Annotated in this window: 15 protein-coding genes and 10 pseudogenes; all 25 read right to left on the bottom strand. The window is 42.8% G+C overall.

All coding sequences use genetic code 11. The features are described from left to right. Positions 1 to 3: 3 nt before the first annotated feature. The 25 genes and pseudogenes from G4D76_RS05845 to G4D76_RS05970 all read right to left on the bottom strand — a co-directional run bounded on the left by G4D76_RS05845 (position 4) and on the right by G4D76_RS05970 (position 20,594). On the bottom strand, positions 4 to 192 hold the full coding sequence (locus tag G4D76_RS05845) for a DNA-directed RNA polymerase subunit beta (RefSeq protein WP_026859246.1): 189 nt from the start codon (positions 190 to 192) through the stop codon (positions 4 to 6). Between the two features lie 12 nt (positions 193 to 204). After that, positions 205 to 1,495 (bottom strand): annotated as a pseudogene (gene murA / locus G4D76_RS05850) (UDP-N-acetylglucosamine 1-carboxyvinyltransferase). Between the two features lie 69 nt (positions 1,496 to 1,564). Continuing rightward, positions 1,565 to 1,792, bottom strand: a complete 228-nt coding sequence (locus G4D76_RS05855) for a DUF1146 family protein (protein WP_213810803.1) — start codon at positions 1,790 to 1,792, stop codon at positions 1,565 to 1,567. Positions 1,793 to 1,848: 56 nt separating this feature from the next. Continuing rightward, positions 1,849 to 2,253, bottom strand: coding sequence for a F0F1 ATP synthase subunit epsilon (locus G4D76_RS05860; protein WP_213810804.1), 405 nt, complete (start codon positions 2,251 to 2,253; stop codon positions 1,849 to 1,851). A 16-nt stretch (positions 2,254 to 2,269) separates the two neighbouring features. Continuing rightward, entirely contained in the window at positions 2,270 to 3,679 is a 1,410-nt protein-coding gene (gene atpD / locus G4D76_RS05865) for a F0F1 ATP synthase subunit beta (RefSeq protein WP_213810805.1), read from the bottom strand. Positions 3,680 to 3,700: 21 nt separating this feature from the next. Further along, a pseudogene (gene atpG / locus G4D76_RS05870) lies at positions 3,701 to 4,576 on the bottom strand (ATP synthase F1 subunit gamma). Between the two features lie 30 nt (positions 4,577 to 4,606). Then, positions 4,607 to 6,115, bottom strand: a complete 1,509-nt coding sequence (atpA, locus tag G4D76_RS05875; protein ID WP_026859252.1) for a F0F1 ATP synthase subunit alpha — start codon at positions 6,113 to 6,115, stop codon at positions 4,607 to 4,609. Between the two features lie 15 nt (positions 6,116 to 6,130). Further along, positions 6,131 to 6,673: a F0F1 ATP synthase subunit delta gene (locus G4D76_RS05880; RefSeq protein ID WP_026859253.1), complete on the bottom strand. Its 543-nt coding sequence runs from the start codon at positions 6,671 to 6,673 to the stop codon at positions 6,131 to 6,133. Continuing rightward, entirely contained in the window at positions 6,673 to 7,191 is a 519-nt protein-coding gene (locus G4D76_RS05885; RefSeq protein WP_026859254.1) for a F0F1 ATP synthase subunit B, read from the bottom strand. The genes G4D76_RS05880 and G4D76_RS05885 overlap by 1 nt, the downstream gene beginning before the upstream one ends. A gap of 99 nt (positions 7,192 to 7,290) precedes the next feature. Beyond that, on the bottom strand, positions 7,291 to 7,506 hold the full coding sequence (gene atpE / locus G4D76_RS05890) for a F0F1 ATP synthase subunit C (protein ID WP_026859255.1): 216 nt from the start codon (positions 7,504 to 7,506) through the stop codon (positions 7,291 to 7,293). Between the two features lie 46 nt (positions 7,507 to 7,552). Continuing rightward, a pseudogene (gene atpB / locus G4D76_RS05895) lies at positions 7,553 to 8,286 on the bottom strand (F0F1 ATP synthase subunit A). A 4-nt stretch (positions 8,287 to 8,290) separates the two neighbouring features. After that, entirely contained in the window at positions 8,291 to 8,653 is a 363-nt protein-coding gene (locus G4D76_RS05900; RefSeq protein ID WP_213810806.1) for an ATP synthase subunit I, read from the bottom strand. A 126-nt stretch (positions 8,654 to 8,779) separates the two neighbouring features. Then, positions 8,780 to 9,917 (bottom strand): annotated as a pseudogene (wecB, locus tag G4D76_RS05905) (non-hydrolyzing UDP-N-acetylglucosamine 2-epimerase). A 19-nt stretch (positions 9,918 to 9,936) separates the two neighbouring features. Continuing rightward, positions 9,937 to 10,563, bottom strand: a pseudogene (upp, locus tag G4D76_RS05910) (uracil phosphoribosyltransferase). A 60-nt stretch (positions 10,564 to 10,623) separates the two neighbouring features. Continuing rightward, a pseudogene (gene glyA, locus G4D76_RS05920) lies at positions 10,624 to 11,850 on the bottom strand (serine hydroxymethyltransferase). A gap of 14 nt (positions 11,851 to 11,864) precedes the next feature. Continuing rightward, positions 11,865 to 12,411: pseudogene (locus G4D76_RS05925) on the bottom strand (TIGR01440 family protein). Continuing rightward, positions 12,380 to 12,805, bottom strand: a pseudogene (gene rpiB, locus G4D76_RS05930) (ribose 5-phosphate isomerase B). Before rpiB ends, G4D76_RS05925 begins: the two co-directional pseudogenes overlap by 32 nt. Then, the gene (locus tag G4D76_RS05935; RefSeq protein ID WP_250130223.1) at positions 12,802 to 13,278 is read right to left on the bottom strand and encodes an arsenate reductase/protein-tyrosine-phosphatase family protein; all 477 of its coding nucleotides are present in this window, start codon (positions 13,276 to 13,278) and stop codon (positions 12,802 to 12,804) included. Before G4D76_RS05935 ends, rpiB begins: the two are co-directional and overlap by 4 nt. After that, on the bottom strand, positions 13,271 to 14,314 hold the full coding sequence (locus G4D76_RS05940; protein WP_213810808.1) for an L-threonylcarbamoyladenylate synthase: 1,044 nt from the start codon (positions 14,312 to 14,314) through the stop codon (positions 13,271 to 13,273). Before G4D76_RS05940 ends, G4D76_RS05935 begins: the two co-directional genes overlap by 8 nt. Further along, positions 14,307 to 15,161: a peptide chain release factor N(5)-glutamine methyltransferase gene (gene prmC, locus G4D76_RS05945; protein ID WP_213810809.1), complete on the bottom strand. Its 855-nt coding sequence runs from the start codon at positions 15,159 to 15,161 to the stop codon at positions 14,307 to 14,309. Before prmC ends, G4D76_RS05940 begins: the two co-directional genes overlap by 8 nt. Further along, entirely contained in the window at positions 15,148 to 16,227 is a 1,080-nt protein-coding gene (gene prfA / locus G4D76_RS05950) for a peptide chain release factor 1 (RefSeq protein WP_026859266.1), read from the bottom strand. Before prfA ends, prmC begins: the two co-directional genes overlap by 14 nt. 100 nt (positions 16,228 to 16,327) lie before the next feature. Next, positions 16,328 to 16,588 (bottom strand): type B 50S ribosomal protein L31, encoded by a 261-nt coding sequence (locus tag G4D76_RS05955; protein ID WP_026859267.1) that lies wholly within the window; start codon positions 16,586 to 16,588, stop codon positions 16,328 to 16,330. A gap of 116 nt (positions 16,589 to 16,704) precedes the next feature. Then, positions 16,705 to 17,996 (bottom strand): annotated as a pseudogene (gene rho / locus G4D76_RS05960) (transcription termination factor Rho). A gap of 274 nt (positions 17,997 to 18,270) precedes the next feature. Next, complete coding sequence (gene glpX / locus G4D76_RS05965) at positions 18,271 to 19,236, bottom strand: class II fructose-bisphosphatase (protein WP_213810810.1); 966 nt, start codon at positions 19,234 to 19,236, stop codon at positions 18,271 to 18,273. A gap of 93 nt (positions 19,237 to 19,329) precedes the next feature. Continuing rightward, a pseudogene (locus tag G4D76_RS05970) lies at positions 19,330 to 20,594 on the bottom strand (UDP-N-acetylglucosamine 1-carboxyvinyltransferase). Positions 20,595 to 20,619 lie beyond the last annotated feature (25 nt).

The following is a 20,619-nucleotide window of genomic DNA, read 5'->3' on the forward strand; positions in this document are numbered from 1 at the left end:
TCGTCAACCCCTAGTTAAGTTAATGATATGTTCCCACGTTTCAATACGGAATACTCCAAATGGATTATCCAGTATTCCAAAGCCAATCATCAGTCCTAAAAAGACGAGGACGATTGCAACGTAGAAAAACAATAGAATTCTAACCAACAATGGGAACCTACGGTGAACGATTTTCTGTTGTTGTTCTGCCATAGTATTACCCCTTTACTTTGATGTCACCAAATGCTTATCAGACGCACTGTCGTTCACGCGCTTAATATCTGCACCAAGTGCTTTCAGTTTTTCATGGAAACGCACGTAACCGCGGTCCAGATGCTGAAGTTCAGTTACAGAAGTATAACCTTCTGCTGCAAGGCCTGCAAGTACTAACGCTGCACCCGCTCTTAAATCTGATGCGCGTACAGTCGCTCCGTACAGCTGGTTTCCACCGCGGATGACCGCGTGGTTATCTTCAAGTGAAATATTGGCATTCATCGCTGAAAATTCTCTCACATGCATAAAGCGGTTCTCGAATATTGTTTCAGTAACGATACTCGTTCCCTCGATTGTCGTTAAGAGCGCCATCATCTGACTTTGCATATCTGTCGGGAATCCCGGATGCGGCATTGTTTTCAGATCAGTCGGTTTATATTCCTCTGCAGGAATTACTCTTACATCATTGCCTTCTTCGACAAAACGTATACCAACTTCTTCAAGCTTTGCTACTACTGCAGATAAGTGTTCAATCACAACATTCTTCAAAAGAATTTCACTGCGTGTAATCGCACCAGCAATCATAAATGTTCCTGCTTCGATACGGTCCGGGATTACAGTGTGTTCTGAACCATGCAGTTTCTCTACACCGATAATTTTAAGATGACCCGTACCTGCACCAATCACACGGCCGCCCATTGAGTTAATATAGTTCGCAAGATCCGTAATCTCAGGCTCCATCGCAGCATTTTCAATATGCGTTGTACCTTCAGCCAGACTCGCTGCCATCATTAAGTTCTGAGTCGCACCGACACTTGGGAAATCCATGTGGATTTTAGTACCCTGAAGACGACCGTCAATCTTACCTTCGATATAACCGCCAGCCTGTTCGAAAGCTACACCCATTTTTTCCAGACCTTTAATGTGCTGTTCAATCGGACGTGAACCGATTGCACAGCCTCCGGGCATAGCAATATTACAGTAGCCGTAACGGCTTAATAATGGACCCATGACAAGCATGCTTGCACGCATTTTACTAACTAATTCGTAAGGTGCGATACAATTCAATTCTCCGCTCGCATCGATAGTAACACTATTTTTTTCAGCCGATGCTTCTGCACCGAGTGTGGTAATTAATTTTGTTAATGTATTTACATCTGATAATTCGGGTACGTTTTTAATTATTGAGCGTCCTTCGCCAGCCAGCAGCGATGCTGCCAGAATTGGCAATACTGCATTTTTGGCTCCTTCGATCTCAACGAACCAGACAGTTTTTGTCCGCCCTTACAATGATTTTATCCATCTCTCACTCCATATTTCTCTATACCATTCATTATAATAATACGGTGTTTGGGTATCACTTGTAAAGCAATTAGCTGAACATGAGCGCTGCTTCTTGTGTATCTAAAGATGTCCATGATAAGTTACTCATCGCTGTACCTAATAAGACACTCAGCATGATAAGCACCAGTCGAATTCGTCCAACATCACCTTTATTAAATGAATTTTCAATCCTTATTCCCTGTAATACCCAGAATGCAAGACCGATACACAAAATATGCAGAATAATATGCATTAACGCGAACTGAGAAAAACCCAAAAAAATTCCTCCTTTCGATAAAAAAAAGACTGGAAGATCCAGTCTTTTAGTTTGAATTAATATTTAGATACTTCTATACGGTTAACCGCGCGCTGTAATGCAAGTTCTGCACGATACGTATCGACACGTTCATCCTGCGATTTTAAAAGCAGCTGTTCTGCTCTCGCTTTCGCAGACTCTGCACGTTCTGAATCAATATCTTTTGAAAACTCGCCAGCCTGTACAAGTACTGTAATCTGTTCAGGTCTGATTTCTGCAAACCCTTCAGTAACAGCCAGGTATTCGAATTTACCGTTTATTTTAACACGAAGGACACCTATTTTAAGCGGTGTTACAGTCGGAATATGACCGGCCATCACACCAAGCTCACCCTGTTTAGTTTGAAGAACAACGATTTCCGCATCTTCTTCGTGGAAAACAGAACCGTTAGGAGTAACTACATCAAGTGCAATTGTTGCCATGTTTTACCCTCCCGTTTTAGACTTCTACACCTTGCTGACGCGCTTTATCAAGTGCGTCTTCGATGCCGCCAACAAGACGGAAAGCATCTTCAGGAACGTGGTCATACTTACCTTCCAGGATAGCTTTAAAGTCTTGAACTGTTTCTTTAACAGGTACGTAAGAACCTTTTTGTCCTGTAAATTGTTCTGCTACGTGGAAGTTCTGACTTAAGAAGAACTGGATGCGGCGTGCGCGTCCAACAGTATTTTTATCTTCTTCAGAAAGCTCATCCATACCTAGAATTGCAATAATATCCTGCAGCTCACGGTATTTTTGAAGCGTAGACTGAACATCTCTTGCTACTTTATAATGTTCTTCACCAACAATTGCCGGAGAAAGTGCACGTGAAGTAGATGCTAATGGATCCACAGCCGGGTAAATACCCATCTCTGAAAGTTTACGTTCTAAGTTAGTCGTCGCATCTAAGTGAGCGAACGTCTGAGCCGGAGCCGGGTCAGTATAGTCATCGGCTGGTACGAATACTGCCTGAATTGACGTTACTGAACCAACGTTAGTTGACGTAATTCTTTCCTGTAATTGACCCATCTCAGTTGCAAGTGTAGGCTGGTAACCTACTGCTGAAGGCATACGTCCGAGCGCTACTTCAGAACCTGCTTGAGTAAAGCGGAAAATGTTATCAATAAACAGCAGAACGTCCTGACCTTGTTCGTCACGGAAGTATTCTGCCATTGTTAATCCTGAAAGTGCTACACGCATACGTGCACCAGGCGGTTCGTTCATCTGACCGAAAACCATTGCAGTTTTCTGGATAACACCTGAATCTTTCATTTCGTAGTAAAGGTCGTTACCTTCACGAGTACGTTCACCAACACCGGCGAATACCGAAATACCACCGTGTTCTTGTGCAACATTGTTAATAAGTTCCTGGATAAGAACTGTTTTACCAACGCCGGCACCACCGAAGAGTCCAACTTTACCACCTTTAGTGTAAGGTGCAAGAAGGTCTACTACTTTAATACCAGTTTCAAGAATTTCAGTTGAAGTTGATAATTCATCAAACTTCGGAGCTAAACGGTGAATTGGATCACGGCGCTGGGAAGCTGAAAGTGGTCCATCTAGGTCGATGTGTTCACCTAATACGTTGAATACACGACCAAGAGTCTCTTCTCCTACAGGTACTGTGATTGGAGAACCTGCGTTCTCTACCTCAGCACCACGGCGTAAGCCGTCAGTAGAACTCATTGCAATCGTTCTGACAATGTTATCGCCGCGGTGTAACGCAACTTCAAGTGTCAGAGAGATTGGCTCTGAATTAGCATTGTCAATTTTAACTACCAGTGCGTTATTAATTTCAGGTAATTCACCTTCATTAAAGCGCACGTCAACTACAGGTCCCATTACTTGGACTACTTGACCTAAAGCCATTTAATTTCCTCCTAATCTCAATTATTCTAGTGCAGATGCGCCACCGACGATTTCTGTAATCTCCTGCGTAATCGCCGCTTGTCTTAAGCGGTTATACTGCAGCTGAAGATCGCCAACAAGCTCAGTTGCATTATCAGTTGCTGCCTTCATAGCTGTCATACGCGCTGCATGCTCACTCGCTTTTGCGTCAAGCAGTGCACCGTAAATCAGGCTTTCGGCATACTGAGGTAAAATTGTTTCCAGAATTGTTTCTTTATCCGGTTCAAACTCGTAACTTGCGAGTGCTGAATCAGAATGATTTGTCTGAATATCAGTTTCTGTTAATGGTAATACTTTACGAACTGTTACCCTGCTCTAAAATATTCACAAATTTATTATAAATAATATAAAGCTCATCGATATCTTCGTTTATAAATCCGTTAACCGACTGAGCAGCGATTTCTTTCACGCTGGCAAAGTCCGGCTGTTCGGGTAATCCAAGACGATGATTTGTAACATGGAAGCCACGCCCTGTTAAAGTTTCATAGCCAATTTTTCCGAGGACGAATAAATCATATGAATCGGGATTGTTATCATGTCGTTTGTTAGCTTCTTCAGTAATTGCTTTAACGACGTTGTTATTATAAGGACCAGCTTTACCTGTGTCACTTGAAATTATGATATAGCCCGTTCTCTTAATTGGTCTCTCTCTTCTAACATAGGGTGTGAGCTTTCAGTATCACCGGCTGCAATAGCTCTGACTGTTTCCTGGATTTTATCCATGTACGGCTGGAATTTTTTTGAATTCTGTTCAGCCCGGGTCAGTTTGGAGTTAGCAACCATATGCATTGCACTTGTCAATTGACTCATCTTTTTCGTAGAGCCAATACGACCTTTAATTTCTCTTAGTGAAACCATGAATTCACCACCTTAGTAATTACTTACTTCTTAGTTAGAAGGGTTGAAAAGCTTTTTGAAACTGTTAATTGCTTTATCGTATGCTTCACTGTCAGGAAGTTGTTTAGTTTGAGCGATCTGGTTTAATAATTCAGCGTCGTTCGCTTCAAGCCAGCTCATGAATTCAGCTTCGAAACGTGTAATGTCTTCAACTGGAACATCGTCCAGGTAGCCGTTAACAAGTGCGAAAAGAATTACAACTTGTTTCTCTACTTTTAATGGGGCATTTTCAGGCTGTTTAAGCACTTCAACTGTACGCGCACCACGGTCAAGTTTAGCTTTTGTCGACTCGTCAAGATCTGAACCGAACTGAGCGAATGCTTCAAGTTCACGGTATGCTGCAAGGTCTAAACGCAGCGTACCCGCTACTTTCTTCATTGCTTTAATCTGTGCTGAACCACCTACACGTGATACTGAAAGACCGGCGTTGATCGCTGGACGTACACCTGAGTGGAACAGGTCTGACTGCAGGAAGATCTGACCGTCAGTAATAGAGATAACGTTCGTTGGAACGAATGCACTGATATCTCCTGCCTGAGTTTCGATGAATGGCAATGCAGTAATAGAACCGCCGCCTAAATCATCATTTAATTTCGCAGCACGTTCAAGAAGACGGCTGTGAAGGTAGAATACGTCACCCGGGAATGCTTCACGGCCCGGCGGACGGCGTAATAGTAATGATAATTCACGGTAAGCCGCAGCCTGTTTCGTTAAGTCATCATATACGATTAATACGTGTTTACCGTTAAACATGAATTCTTCGGCCATAGATACACCAGCATATGGTGAAATATACAGTAATGGAGCAGGGTCTGCTGCACCGGCAGAAACAACGATTGTGTAATCAAGCGCACCGTTTTTACGTAAAGTTTCAACTGTACCGCGTACAGTTGATTCTTTTTGTCCAATCGCTACGTAAACACAAATCATATCCTGATCTTTTTGGTTAATAATTGTATCGATTGCAATTGTCGTCTTACCAGTCTGACGGTCACCGATGATTAACTCACGCTGTCCGCGGCCGATTGGCACTAATGCGTCAATTGCTTTAACTCCTGTTTGTAACGGCTCATCAACACTCTTACGGTCCATAACTCCAGTCGCAGGACTTTCGATAGGACGTGTTTTAGTAGTATTGATAGGACCTTTTCCGTCGATTGGCTGACCGAGCGGGTTTACTACACGCCCGATAAGTTCTTCACCAACTGGAACTTCCATAATACGTCCAGTACGTTTAACTTCGTCGCCTTCTTTAATATCGTCACTTGGTCCAAGTATTACGATACCAACATTATTTTCTTCAAGGTTTTGAGCAAGTCCAAGTACACCACTCGGGAACTCAATTAACTCTCCTGCCATCGCATCGTTTAAACCATGAGCAAGTGCTATTCCGTCACCCACCTGGATAACAGTACCGACATCGGTAACCTGCATATCCTTATCATAATTTTCGATTTGGCTTCTTAAGAGAGCACTTATTTCGTCAGCTTTGATTGCCATGAAAATGTCACTCCTTTAGCTATTCGCATGTTCTTTAAAATTATTTCTGATACCGTCTAACTGGTTTCTTACAGAACCGTCGTAAACTTTCGAACCTAGAAGCACGCGTACGCCGCCAATAAGCTCTTCATTAATTTCATTCGTAATAAGCAGCTTTTTATAACCTGTTTTATCGATAAATATCTGACCAAGCTGATCCAGCTCTTCTGCAGATAATTTGTAAACCGATTCTACTGTTACACGAGCCTGATCATGACTTTCATCATATAGTGATAAGAACTCGCTGTATATTTCTTCGAGTAATGACATGTGTTTTTTATCCGACAGGATGCGCAGCAGGTTTAATAGAAGTCTGTCGCTTTTACCAAACGCTGCTTCTACCGCTGCCGTTCTTTTATTACGTGTAATCTTCGGGTTATCCATGAATTCGATAAAGTTCTCCACTGAAGCTGCTGCTTCAGTTACTTCAAAGAAATCAGCTTTAACATTCTCAAGATTATCGTGCTGAACTGCTACATCGAACAAAGCACTGGCGTATTTTTGACTGATATTAGCCATTATTTATCGCCTGCTTCCTGTAAGTAGTTCTGAACAAGGTTTTTCTGATCTTCAGAGTTAAGTTCCTTGCGGATCATCTTCTCTGCAATCAGTACTGAAAGTTCAGCAACCTGATCGTTGATATCGCGGACTGCTTTTTCTTTTTCTCTTTCAATATCAGTCTTCGCTTCTGTCATCAGTTGAGAAGAACGCGCCTCAGCATCTCTGATGATTGACTCTTGTTCTTTCTTCGCCTGACTTTTAGCGTTTTCCATAAGTTCAGAGATTTCAGCCTGCGTTGATTTCAGCAGTGCGTCGTTCTCTTCTTTTAAGCGTTCAGCTTCTAATTTTCTGTTTTCAGCAAAATCAATATCGTCATGGATTAGTTGTTCACGGTCATCCATAACTTTCTTAACTGGTTTCCACACATAGTATGACAATACTGCAAGCAGCGTCAGAAAACTCGCCAGTAGAACAAGCGATGTTCCAACAGCCGTGCCCATAGTTTCACCAGCAGCACCTAAAATTAATAGTTCCACCTATGTACACTCCTTTCAAAAAAGTCTCTAACTCTCGTAGTTATTTACATAATAAGATGGCGAAATCTTCAAGCAAGACTTCGCCTTATATAACGACTCTTAGAACGTGAACATAAGTAGGAACGCGATAACGATAGCCATAATTGGAACAGCCTCAACTACACCAATTCCGATGAACATAATCGTTTGTAACGGACCACGTGACTCTGGCTGACGAGCAACACCTTCAACTGTTTTCGAAACAACCATACCAATACCAAAAGATGCGCCAAGAGCCGCTAAACCTGCTGCAATACCAGCTGCTAGTAAATTCATAAAATATTTCCTCCTAGAAAATTGTATATTATTATTTTTTATTATATTAATGATCATCGCTCACTTTATGTGATAGATAAACCATTGATAACATTACGAATATAAATGCCTGAATCGCACCTATAAATACTTTGAATCCTTGCCATACCATCATAGGAATAAATCCTAATGCGCCTAATACCGTGCCTCCGGTTACTAATCCCAACAGGAGTAACAGAAGTATCTCACCAGCATAAACGTTACCGTAAAGACGTAAACCGAGTGTTAAGTTATATGTAAATTCTTCGATGAATTTGATTGGTGCAAGCCACCACATCGGCGTAACATATTGTTTCAAATAACCGCGCATTCCCTGCATCTTCACACCATAGTAGTGTGTCAGTACTATCATTAGTCCTGCCAGCGTCAGCGTAACGACCGGGTCAGCTGTTGGTGATTTCACCCACAGTGTATGATCCGCGTCCGGTGCGACGAACGACAGCGGTATACCGATTAAGTTGCCGATTAAAATGAATAAGAACAATGTCAGCGCTAAAAAGTGGAACTGTGCGCCTTCTTTCCATGCCATATTGCTTTAATTATTCCTTTAACGAAGTTCATTAACGCCTCAACGAGCACCTGACCTTTACCGGTCGGACGCACTGCGAGCTTTCTCGTCATGAAAAATAATGTAAAGAAGATAAGCAGACATGTAATGATAATCATCATTGAAGTTGCAAGTTCGAATACGATTGGTATTCCGAACAAATCAAACGACCACGTTGGAATTCCGTGTTCCATTTCTTCACCTCTTCCGTTTAAAAAGTTCTAATGCTGCGCGCCAGAAAATCAGCGCATAAGTGAGGAGCAGCCCGATTAAAATACCGATGATATTCAAAGTTTCAGGAAACCTCACCCATATTAAACAGGCCGCTGCGACAATAAGCATTCTCGTTAACGTTCCTGTTTTAACTTTTTCGCCATCACTGAGCTGTGCCGTTCTTAAATTGTAGTACCAATTATAAGACAGCAGCATCGATCCGAAGATACCGATGCACAACCCTGCAAAGAACGGCAAAGAAGTAAATATATAAGCAATAATACTCAATATTAAAAGTATTATTAAATATTTCATAAAGTTTTTAAAATATCCTTTAAAAATTTCCACTGTCTTTTACGACTCCTCGGGTAATGTAAGCATGTTGTGAAAACAATTACATACTCTAATGATTTTATAGGAGTGCAATTTTTGTGTCAACAAAATATGGAAATTTTAACAACATGTTCACATTTGCTAATCATTTACAGAAAAACTGATAGGTTTTTCTTTAGTTATTCCATAATAATACTTTATGTTGTCGCAAATTCTGCGTGAAGCCTGTCCGTCACCGTAAGGATTTTGCGTTTGTGACATTTCATTGTACAATTCTTCATCTGTCAGCAGCTCTTTTGTCATGTTGTAAATGTTTTCCTGCTCAATACCGGCAAGTTTAAGCGTCCCTGCTTTAACACCTTCAGGACGTTCAGTAGTATCGCGCAGTACAAGTACCGGCTTGCCAAGTGAAGGCGCTTCTTCCTGCACCCCGCCCGAGTCAGTTAAGATCAGGTGGCTTCTTGCAGCAAAGTTATGGAAATCAAGTACATCGAGCGGCTCAATTAATTCAACGCGCTCGTGATCGCCTAAGTACTCCTCGGCAATTTCACGTACTTTAGGGTTTTTATGCATTGGATAAACAACTGTCACATCTTCAAATTCGTCAACAATCTGACGAACCGCACCGAAAATGTTATGCATTGGCTGGCCGATATTTTCGCGTCGGTGCGCTGTTAAGAGCACCACTTTGTTGTCTTTATGTTTTTCGATAATATCGCTGTGATAGTTTTCATCAACTGTTGTTGCCAGTGCATCGATCGCAGTGTTTCCTGTAACTGAAATCTTTGTATCATCTTTTGCTTCATTCAGCAGGTTCTGACGTGCATCTTCTGTCGGTGAGAAATGAAGATCTGCTAAAACACCTGTCATCTGACGGTTAGCTTCTTCAGGGAATGGTGAATATTTGTTATGAGTGCGGAGACCTGCTTCAACGTGACCGATATCCACTTCATTGTAAAACGCAGCAAGTGAACCTGCGAATGTTGTCGTCGTATCACCGTGCACTAAAATCATATCCGGTTTTACTTCTTTAATAACTGATTCGAGACCGTTAATTACACGCCCTGTAACTTCTGACAATGTTTGGCCCGCTTTCATAATATTCAAGTCGTAATCAGGTGTAATATCGAACGTTGTCAGTACCTGATCAAGCATCTCTCTGTGCTGTGCAGTAACTACTACAACCGGTTCAATATCTTCATTTTTTCATTTCGAGTACAAGGGGAGCCATTTTAATAGCTTCAGGTCTCGTACCGAAAATCGCCATAATTTTTTTCATAACAATCTCCTATGATTTATTATCGTGTACCAAATAATCTGTCACCGGCATCGCCTAAGCCAGGAACGATGTAACTCTCTCATTCAATTTCTCATCGAGTGCTGCGATGTAAATATCCACATCCGGGTGTGCTTCTTTTAATACTTCTACACCTTCCGGTGCTGCAATCAGACAGATGAAACGAATTTTTGTCGCTCCATGTTTTTTAACTGCAGTAATTGCTTCCACCGCTGATGCGCCTGTAGCAAGCATCGGGTCGATAACGAAAATATCACGCTCTTCAATATCTCCCGGGAACTTCGCATAGTATTCAACAGCTTTCAGTGTTTCAGGATCCCGGTACAATCCGATATGCCCGACACGAGCCGATGGAATAAGTTTTAAAATACCATCCTGCATACCAAGGCCCGCGCGTAAAATTGGGACGATACCCAGTTTTTTTCCGCTCAGGCGTTTAGCTGTAGTTTCCTGAACCGGTGTCTGTACTGACACATCTTCGAGTGTAAGATCTCTCGTTCTCATAAGCCTAAGCATACCCCAACTTCATCAACCAATTCTCTGAATTCTTTAGTCGACGTGTTTTCATCACGGATATAGCTCATTTATGCTGGATTAACGGATGATCCATTACTTGTATCTTTGACATATATCTTCCTCACTCTAAAAATTAACCGGATGATCCCATCCGTATATATTATAACGCAGTTTATTTGTATAGTGGATACTTTCCTGTTAATTTAGTAACTTTATCTGAAATCCCATCCAGATTCTCTTCATTTTAACACGCGTCAGTGTTTCAACGATAATATGACCCACTTCTGTCATATCTTCTGTTGTAAATCCACGCGTTGTCATCGCAGGCGTTCCGAGCGGATACCGCTCGTCACGAATGGCGATGCCATCAAAGGAATTGTATTTTATTAACAGTAATACCGATTCATCAAGTGCTTCCTCAGCCACTTTTCCTGTCAGACCAAAAGTCTTAAATCTACGAGTACAAGGTGGTTATCTGTCATACCTGAAACGATACGAAGACCGCCGTCAGCGAGTGACTCAGCCAACGCTTTCGCATTATCCAGAACACGCTGCTGGTATGCTTTAAATTCCGGCTGCATTGCTTCACCGAATGCCACGGCTTTCGCTCCGATAACATGCATTAAAGGTCCGCCTTGAATACCAGGGAAAATATTTTTATCAACAGCTTTAGCATGTTCTGCAGTTGTTAAAATTAACCCTCCGCGCGGTCCGCGTAATGTTTTATGCGTTGTTGACGTTACAAAGTCAGCATGCGGTACCGGGTTCGGTGCAGTCCTGCTGCAACTAATCCTGCGATATGCGCCATATCTACCAGTAAATACGCACCGACTGCATCAGCAATTTTACGGAACTTTTTAAAGTCCAGTGTTTTAACATATGCACTGCCGCCTGCAACAATCATTTTAGGCTGTTCTTTTTTAGCGATTTCCATAACTTTATCGTAATCAATTGTTTCAGTGTCCTTCTCAACACCGTAAGATAAGAAGTTAAATAATTTCCCGCTGAAGTTAACAGGTGAACCGTGTGTCAAATGTCCACCGTGCGATAAATCCATACCAAGCACTTTGTCTCCGTGCTCAAGCACCGAGAAGTATACTGCCATGTTTGCCTGAGAGCCTGAGTGAGGCTGCACGTTGGCATGTTCTGCACCAAAAATTTCTTTTGCACGGTCACGTGCGAGGTTTTCCACAACGTCTACATGTTCACATCCGCCGTAGTAACGTTTCCCCGGATATCCTTCTGCATATTTGTTCGTTAAAATAGAACCTTGTGCTTCCAGTACTGCGGGTGAAACGAAGTTTTCGCTCGCGATAAGTTCGATGTTGTTGTTTTGTCTTTCCAGTTCTTTATCAATAACTTCCTGTACTTGTGGATCTTGTGATTTAATATTAGACATTGTAAATCTCCCCTTTATTTATAATGCGCTCTCGGTCCGCCGACTAATTTCGGACGGGTTGTTGCTATCGTCACTACTGCTTCGCCAACTGTTTTAACAGACGTTCTTACCGGTATGGCAACATGTTTTAAATGCATACCGATCAGTGTCTGGCCAATATCAATGCCGCGGTCTGCAATGACCGACTCAACGACAACGGGGTCTGACAGCTCTTTATACGCAAATTCACTCAGACTGCCTCCCGCTTCTTTGTGCGGCACTACTGTAACTTCTTCTAAATTCAAAGCTTCCATCGTGTGTCTTGACGTTGTCAGAGAACGGTTAATATGCTCGCATCCCTGAATAATAAATGCATGTTTTCCTGCCCTGCAATTTTAGAAAGTGGCTGTATATAACTTCCGCCGCTTCATCCGAACTGCTTTTACCGATGTGCTTCCCTATAGTTTCCGATGTCGAACATCCGATAACGAGCACTTTCCCCGATGTAAAAAATTCTGTTTCATATAAATCATCAGTCAGTGTCTGTATATCATTCTTCAATCTTACAAACGCGTTTTTCATGTCTACCACCCTCAAATTCAGTGTTCAGCCATGTGTCCACCACTTCAAGTGCAAGACCCGGGCCGATAACTCTTTCACCCATCGCGAGTACATTGGAATCATATGTGCAGTGTTGCTTTTGCTGAAAATGTATCGTGCACGAGTGCACAGCGAATGCCTCTAGTTTTATTTGCAGTAACACTCATGCCGATGCCGGTACCGCAAATTAAAATACCTTTATCAATTCTCCCGCAGCTACTTTTTCTGCGACCGGCTTAGCATAATCCGGGTAATCCACAGAATCCGTATTGTCAGGCCCGAGATCTGTAAAATCAATTTTCTTGTCAGTTAAATATTCCGTAACGATCCTCTTTAAATTGAGCCCGCCATGGTCGGATGCAATCACAACTTTCATACACTCATCTCCTTAAAATATATTATAACTATCAGTGCTAAGAGTTTCAAAAGATTACCGGACTTACCAGTTAAATTTATCGATGTATTTTTGCAGATGTAAAATACTTCATCGTATTGCGCTTTTGTGCCACCGTATGGATCGGGTATGTTTTTTATTTCACCATCCGCACATTCAGATATAAGTTTGACATCTGCTGTTGGGAAGTGTTCCAGGATTGCATTCTTATGACTGTTTCCCATAACGAGCAGCGTACTGTTTTCAATATCGTCTTCTGTCAGCTGCTCAGGCTGTGACGGCACCGGCAATCCCGCCTCTTCTATAAGAGACAGCGACTGGCTGCTCGTACTGCTGTTTACAACGGAGAGTCCGCGTGATGAAATGTCCACATGCGGATACTTCATACGTGCGTAACTTTCTGCCAGCGGGCTGCGGCACGTATTTCCTGTACATACAAAAATAATTTTAGTCACTCCGAATCACTTCATTCCCCGTCGCTTTATAAACACGGTTCATCAGTCCTTCAGATTCCGGCACTTTATCGAAACCATGTATGAAAATAATATCCACGTCCGATGTATCCATGATACGCAGAGCTGAATATAAGTTCCGTGCCGCTTCTTTATAGCTATCCCGTTCCCTGCACAGACTGATAAACTGCATATCTTCGCCGACGAATTCCCTGCTCGTTTCCGGAGCAATAATACCCACTTTCTGATCGCGCCCGACAGGCAGCTTCGTATTATTGATACCCCCTTCGATAACAATCAGCGGCTGTCTTGGTGCATAATGTTTATATTTCATACCTGGTGAAATCGGTTTGTCGGTTTGTTCAGTTACCGTATCGACAGCTGCTTCCAGAACTTCTTCCAGTTCTTCTTTCGTCACCGCACCCGGGCGGGCAATTCTGTAAGGGAACTGCGTGCAGTCGAGCACAGTGCTTTCGATACCGTAAATTGCCGACTCACTGTCGATAACACCGTACAATTTATTCTCAAGATCATCGATGACGTGCTGCGCATTCGTCGGCGATGGTTTGCCGCTGATATTAGCACTGGGAGCAGCAAGCGGTATATCAGCATACTGCAAAATTTTTCGTCCCACCGGATGGCTCGGCATGCGCACCGCAACAGAATCGAGTTCCGCCACTGCATTTGTGGATAGATAATCTCCTTTTAACGGCAGGATAAAAGATATCGGCCCCGGCCAAAATGCTTCCATTAATTTAGTCACGCGTTCGTCAAGCGCAGCTGTGAAATCTTTCAGCTGGCCAATATCATGTATATGTATAATTAATGGGTTATCTCCCGGACGTCCTTTGGCAGAAAAAATCTTATTAATTGCCTCTCCGTTCCGGGCATCAGCCGCAAGACCATAGACTGTCTCTGTCGGGATACCGATAATTTCACCGTAAGTAAAAGCAATTTTTATTTCCTCGAGCTGTTCGTGGAGCTCTTTTTTACTCTCGTCAGTCAAATCGGCTTCGGTAATATTCCATATTTTAGTCACTGTATTCACCCCACGTAAAATGTAATATTCTATCTTGTTGATTAATATCTTTAACCACCTGCACGACAACGCCCGGCCAGACGCTGCCGATATATTCCTTTAATGCATCTGCCTGACTAAAGCCAATTTCAAAATATACCCGGCCGCCGGGTTTCAGCACGTCTGAGAGCCTACGAATCATTGCTTTATAAAGCGCCAGTCCATTATCGTCTGCAAACAGCGCTGTACCAGGTTCGTATTCAAGAACGGACGGTGTCATAAGATGTTTCTCATCCTCGCTTATATATGGAGGATTAGAGATGATTATATCAGCTTTAATTTCTTTATCCACTAATGGTGCAAATAAGCTGCCCTCCAAATATTCAACATTGACTCCGAGGCGCTCTCCGTTCTTTTTGGCAGTTCTGAGGGCGCCCGCTGACAGATCCGTAACTATTACCTTATTCGATTTCCAGTGAGCCGCTAATGTTAAGCCGATTGCACCTGTCCCGGTACCGATATCGACTGCTGTTAAGCCGAGATCATTTTCATTCTTCAGGACGAATTCCACGAGCTCTTCTGTTTCATTTCTTGGAATCAGCGTGTCCGGCGTTACTGTAAAGTAATCATCGTAAAAAAATGCTTCTCCGAGTACATACTGGTAAGGTTCATTATGGCAGACACGTTCGATGACAGATGCGAATTTTTCATAATCTTCTTTTGGCATCATATCTTCTCCGTATATCATCAGCTTTGCAAAATTCATTCCAAATAGTTCTTCCATTACAATCGAAGCCACGCGGATTTCCTGTCCAGATACACTTAAAGAGGCTTCCGCCTCTTTAAGTACCGCTTTATATTGTTTCATTGTTCAATTCTTCCAGTTTTGAAGTCTGCTCTTCAATTGCCAGCGCTTCAATAATTTCATCGAGATTCCCGTCAATAATCTGATCCAGTTTTTGAATTGTTAAACCGATACGGTGGTCAGTCACACGGTTTTGCGGATAGTTATATGTCCGGATACGTTCAGAACGGTCTCCGGTACCTACTGCTGATTTTCTCTTTTCAGCATATTCCGCATGTGCTTCCTGCTGCATCATGTCGTAAACGCGCGCTTTAAGTACTTTCATTGCGCGCTCTCTGTTTTTTATCTGTGATTTTTCATCTTGTGATGTTACTACCGTGCCACTTGGCAGGTGAGTAATACGAACTGCCGAGTCAGTCGTGTTAACGTGCTGTCCGCCGGCACCGCTTGAACGGTACGTGTCAATTTTAATATCTTCGTTGCGGATATTCACTTCTACGTCTTCTACTTCAGGCAATACCGCGACAGTTGCAGTAGATGTGTGAATACGTCCGCCTGATTCTGTTTCCGGTACACGCTGAACGCGGTGTGCACCATTTTCAAACTTAAGTTTTGAGAATGCCCCTTTACCCTGAATCAGGAAGCTGATTTCTTTAAATCCGCCGTGTTCACTGCTTGAAGCGTCAACAGTTTCCGTGCGCCATCCCTGGTCTTCGGCATATCTTGTATACATTCTAAACAGATCTCCTGCAAAAATCTGTGCTTCGTCGCCGCCTGCAGCACCGCGAATTTCCATAATAACGTTTTTATCGTCATTCGGGTCTTTAGGGATGATAAGAATTTTTAGATCTTCTTCCAGTTTCGGCAGCATGCTTTCAGACTCTGAAATTTCTTCTTTCAGCATTTCAATCATTTCCGGATCGTCTGTTTCTTTCAGCATTCCTTTAGATTCTTCAATTGTTTCCATGTGTCCTCTGTATACGCGGAAGACTTCAACAGTATCGTGAATATCACTTTGCTCTTTAGAATAAGTGCGCAGTTTGTCAGGATCGCTGACTACATCGGGGTCGCTGAGTAATTCAGTTAACTGTTCATATCGATTTTCTATTATTTCGAGTTGATCAAACATAAGAATACGTCCTTTTCCTGGTACTTTTTAGTTACTTTATTATAGCATATTTTTAAGACAAAAAAACTGCACTGAGAATCTCAGTACAGTTGAAATTTTGTTATTCTTGGTTGCTTGATTTAAGACCGAATTTTTTGTTGAATTTCTCAACACGGCCATCTGCAGATGCGAACTTCTGACGTCCTGTGTAGAACGGGTGTGAATCTGAAGATATATCTAAACGAATAACCGGGTACTCGTTACCATCTTCCCACTCCATAGTTTCAGAAGAAGTACGTGTAGATCCACTTAAGAATTTAAATTCTGTAGTTGAATCTAAAAAGATTACTTTTTTGTATTCAGGATGAATTCCTTGTTTCATAATTGTCAGCTCCTTTGCCCTGGACCATCTGGAACAGAGTTATTTGTGGCTATCACCACGCATTACTTTGCCATTATACATGCTGAGACTGTAAAAATCAATATCCGCACGAAAATTTATATAACCGGTTTTCCTGTCTTCTGAGAGCTGACCATACGGTCTCTCAGTACATCGAAAAACTCTTCGTTCGTCTTCGTTGTTTTTAAAATCCGGAGGAAACGCTCTGTAAAGTCGGAGGAATCCTTAAACAGATTTCTCAACTGCCATAAAATCTCAAGCTCTTTTTTATCGAGCAGCAGCTCTTCTTTACGCGTGCTCGAACGTCTGATATCGATTGCCGGATAAATACGGCGTTCACTTAAATTACGGTCGAGGTGAAGTTCCATGTTCCCCGTACCTTTAAACTCTTCGTAAATAACATCGTCCATACGGCTGCCTGTATCAACAAGTGCAGTCGACAGAATCGTCAGGCTGCCGCCTGCTTCGATATTACGTGCTGCACCGAAGAAATGTTTCGGACGGTGTAAACTCGCAGGATCAAGACCACCCGATAATGTACGGCCGGATGCCGGAATCACTAAGTTGTAAGCCCGTGCCAGACGCGTAATTGAGTCCATTAAAATGATAACATCCTCACCCATTTCAACGAGGCGTTTCGCACGTTCCAATAATAATTCTGCAACTTTAACATGGTGCTGAGGCGGCTCATCAAAAGTTGAATGCACAACATCAGCATTTTCAACTGAACGTTCCAGATCCGTAACCTCTTCCGGACGTTCGCCGATTAGGAGGATAAAGAGTTTCACATTCGGATGATTCGTCGTAATTGCCTGAGCAATTTCTTTTAACAGCGATGTTTTACCCGCTTTAGGCGGCGCAACAATCATTCCGCGCTGACCGAAACCAATCGGTGTCACAAGGTCCATAATACGCGTCGACATATCAGCCGGCTCGTTCTCAAGTCGGATACGCTCATCCGGATATAAAGGCGTCAGTGCCTGGAAATGCGGGCGTTTCTTCACTTCTTCAGCATTATGGTCGTTAATAAAATCAACCTGGAGAAGACCGTAATACTTCTCATTTTCCTTAGGTTTGCGGACTTTACCGGTAACCTTATCACCTTTTTTCAGTTCAAAACGGCGAATCTGCGATGCAGATATATAAATATCTTTCTCACCTTTTGAATAGTTTACCGTACGGAGGAAACCGTAGCCGTCCTGCTGAATATCATCGAGAATACCCTCCATGTAATAGTTACCGTCTTTTTCCATTTCAGCTTCTAAAATTGCAAGAACTAATTCTTTTTTATTTAATTTGCTGTAGTTCGATAACCGTAAACTTTTTGCACGTTCAGTTAATGCTTTAGTCGTATTATTTTATACAAAGCATCGAATGTTTCATATTTCATATCCTGTGTCTTTGATTTCTCAGACATATTTACACTTCCTAATACTGATTTTATAAATTTATGTTCGTCTATCGTTTTGTATATTTTTGGATTAAATTTAGAAATTGCGCTGGAGCTGCGGGTTGAATCCTTCATTTGGAGTACAATGCTGAAGTTTTTTTGAAAGGCATATATATATTACATCCGGAGCACAGCCGATGTCAAAGAAAAAACTGCCGGGATGAAACTGAGCGTGCCACCGTCAGTTCCCGGCGGCGTGCTCCAGACCATTTAATTACTTATCCACAATCATATTCGGTTTCTTCTTCATGCTGTGACGGCTGTTCACAAATCGAACAGTTCCTGACTTAGCGCGCATTACGACAGATGAGGTTTCAGCAAAGCCGCTTTTAAACTGGACGCCTTTCATCAGTTCACCGTCAGTCACTGCTGTTGCTGCAAAGATTGCATCGTCACCGCTGACTAAATCTTCAAGTCCGAGTTTTTTATCCGGGTCGACGCCCATCTCTATGCAGCGCGCGTGTTCTGCGTCATTTCTCGGCAAGAGCCGTCCCTGGAAGTCTCCTTCAAGCGCCTTAATTCCAGCTGCTGCAATAACACCTTCAGGTGCACCGCCGACGCCCATTAAAATATCGATTCCAGTCCAGTCAAAACAAGTATTAATTGCCGCACCGACGTCACCGTTATCAAACATAATAATTCGTGCACCGAGTGTACGGACCTGATCAATAATCTCTTTGCTGCGTTCGCGTTTAATAATTGTTACTGTGACGTCTTCAACATTTTTGTTTTTCGCTTTTGCTACTGCACGGATATTTTCTTCCACAGACATATCAATATCGATAAAACCACGGCAGTCCGGTCCGACTGCGAGTTTCTGCATATACATGTCAGGAGCGTGCAGAAGATTGCCTTTATCAGCAACCGCGAGTACTGTCATTGCTCCTAAAGTGCCTTCTGCGACAGTCGTTGTGCCTTCCAGCGGATCGACCGCAATATCGAGTTCCGGACCGTCTTTCGTTCCGAGTTCTTCCCCGATATACAGCATCGGTGCTTCATCAATCTCGCCTTCACCGATTACAACTTTACCTGTCATCGGAATCGTTTCAAACAGACGGCGCATTGCTTCTGTCGCCGCATCATCCGCTTCATTCTTCAGACCTTTTCCTGTCCATGCTGCACTGGCAAGTGCGGCTGCTTCTGTCACTCTTACGAGCTCCATCGATAATCCTCTTTCCAAAACTGTCTCCCCCTAATATCCGTGCTGATTTTTCTAAACTATTATAACACAGAAAAAAGACTGCAATTCTTATGAATTCCAGTCTTCTCATCCTTAATCTTCTAAAGTGTCACGCCAAATATCCGCACCGAGCGCTGACAGTTTTTTAACTATATCTGAATATCCTCTATCGATATGATTAACGTTATGAATTGTCGTTACGCCGTCAGCAATGAGGCCTGAAATTAACAGACATGCGCCTGCACGGAGGTCGCTTGCATACACTTCTGCACCTTTAAGCTGTGACGGATAAATCAGTGCACTGCCGCTTTTCTTCTCAATATGAGCACTCATGCGGGACAATTCATCAACATGTCTGAATCTTGCCGGATAAATGGTTTCAGTAATTTTACTGACACCATCAGCTAAAAACATAAGCGGTGTTATCGGCTGCTGCAAATCCGTTGCAAAACCCGGATACACTTGGGTTTTTATCGATACAGCATTAAATTTCTCAGGCTTGTTAATTACGACATAGTCGTCGCCGATGTCCAGTTCAACACCCATTTCTTCCAGTTTTGCCGACAGTGACTCCATGTGCGTCGGGATAATATTATTCACTCTATAATTCTTTCCGGCAACTGCACCGACAATCATATAAGTACCGGCTTCAATACGGTCAGGAATAATATTGTGAGTCGTACCGTGCAGCGATTCTACGCCTTCGATACGAATTGTATCCGTACCTGCACCTTTAATATTTGCACCCATGTTATTAAGCAGTGATGCCACGTCGACGATTTCAGGTTCTTTCGCCACGTTTTCTAAAACCGTGCGCCCTTCTGCACAGCTCGCTGCAAGCATCATATTAATCGTTGCACCAACTGATACAACATCGAAAAATATTTTTGCGCCTGTCAGTTTCTCTGCCGTCAGATACATCGCGCCGTGCTCGTTTGTTACTTTAGCGCCAAGTGCTTCAAATCCTTTAATGTGCTGATCGATCGGTCTCGGGCCAAGCGGACAGCCGCCCGGCAGTCCGATAACACATTTCTTAAAGCGCGAGAGCATCGCACCCATCATATAATATGAAGCGCGTAAGGATTGTACTTTGTTGTTCGGAAGCGGCATATTCACTGCTTCTTCAGCATTGACTTCCAGTGTCGTCCCTGATAATTCCGTTTTAATATTCAGGTCATTTAAAAGACTCATCAGCGTTTTAACGTCACTGATTTCAGGCAGCCCCTCCAGTCTAACTGTACCGGAAGAAGCCATGAGCGACGCTGGAATCAGTGCAACCGCACTGTTTTAGCCCCGCTGATATCAACTTGCCCCGTCAATGAATTACCGCCCCGGACTTTAATTACATCTTCAGCCATATAAAAGCTCCTTGTCATTTAATTA

It is taken from the genome of Jeotgalicoccus sp. WY2, assembly GCF_018437745.1.
Lineage (GTDB): Bacteria > Bacillota > Bacilli > Staphylococcales > Salinicoccaceae > Jeotgalicoccus > Jeotgalicoccus psychrophilus.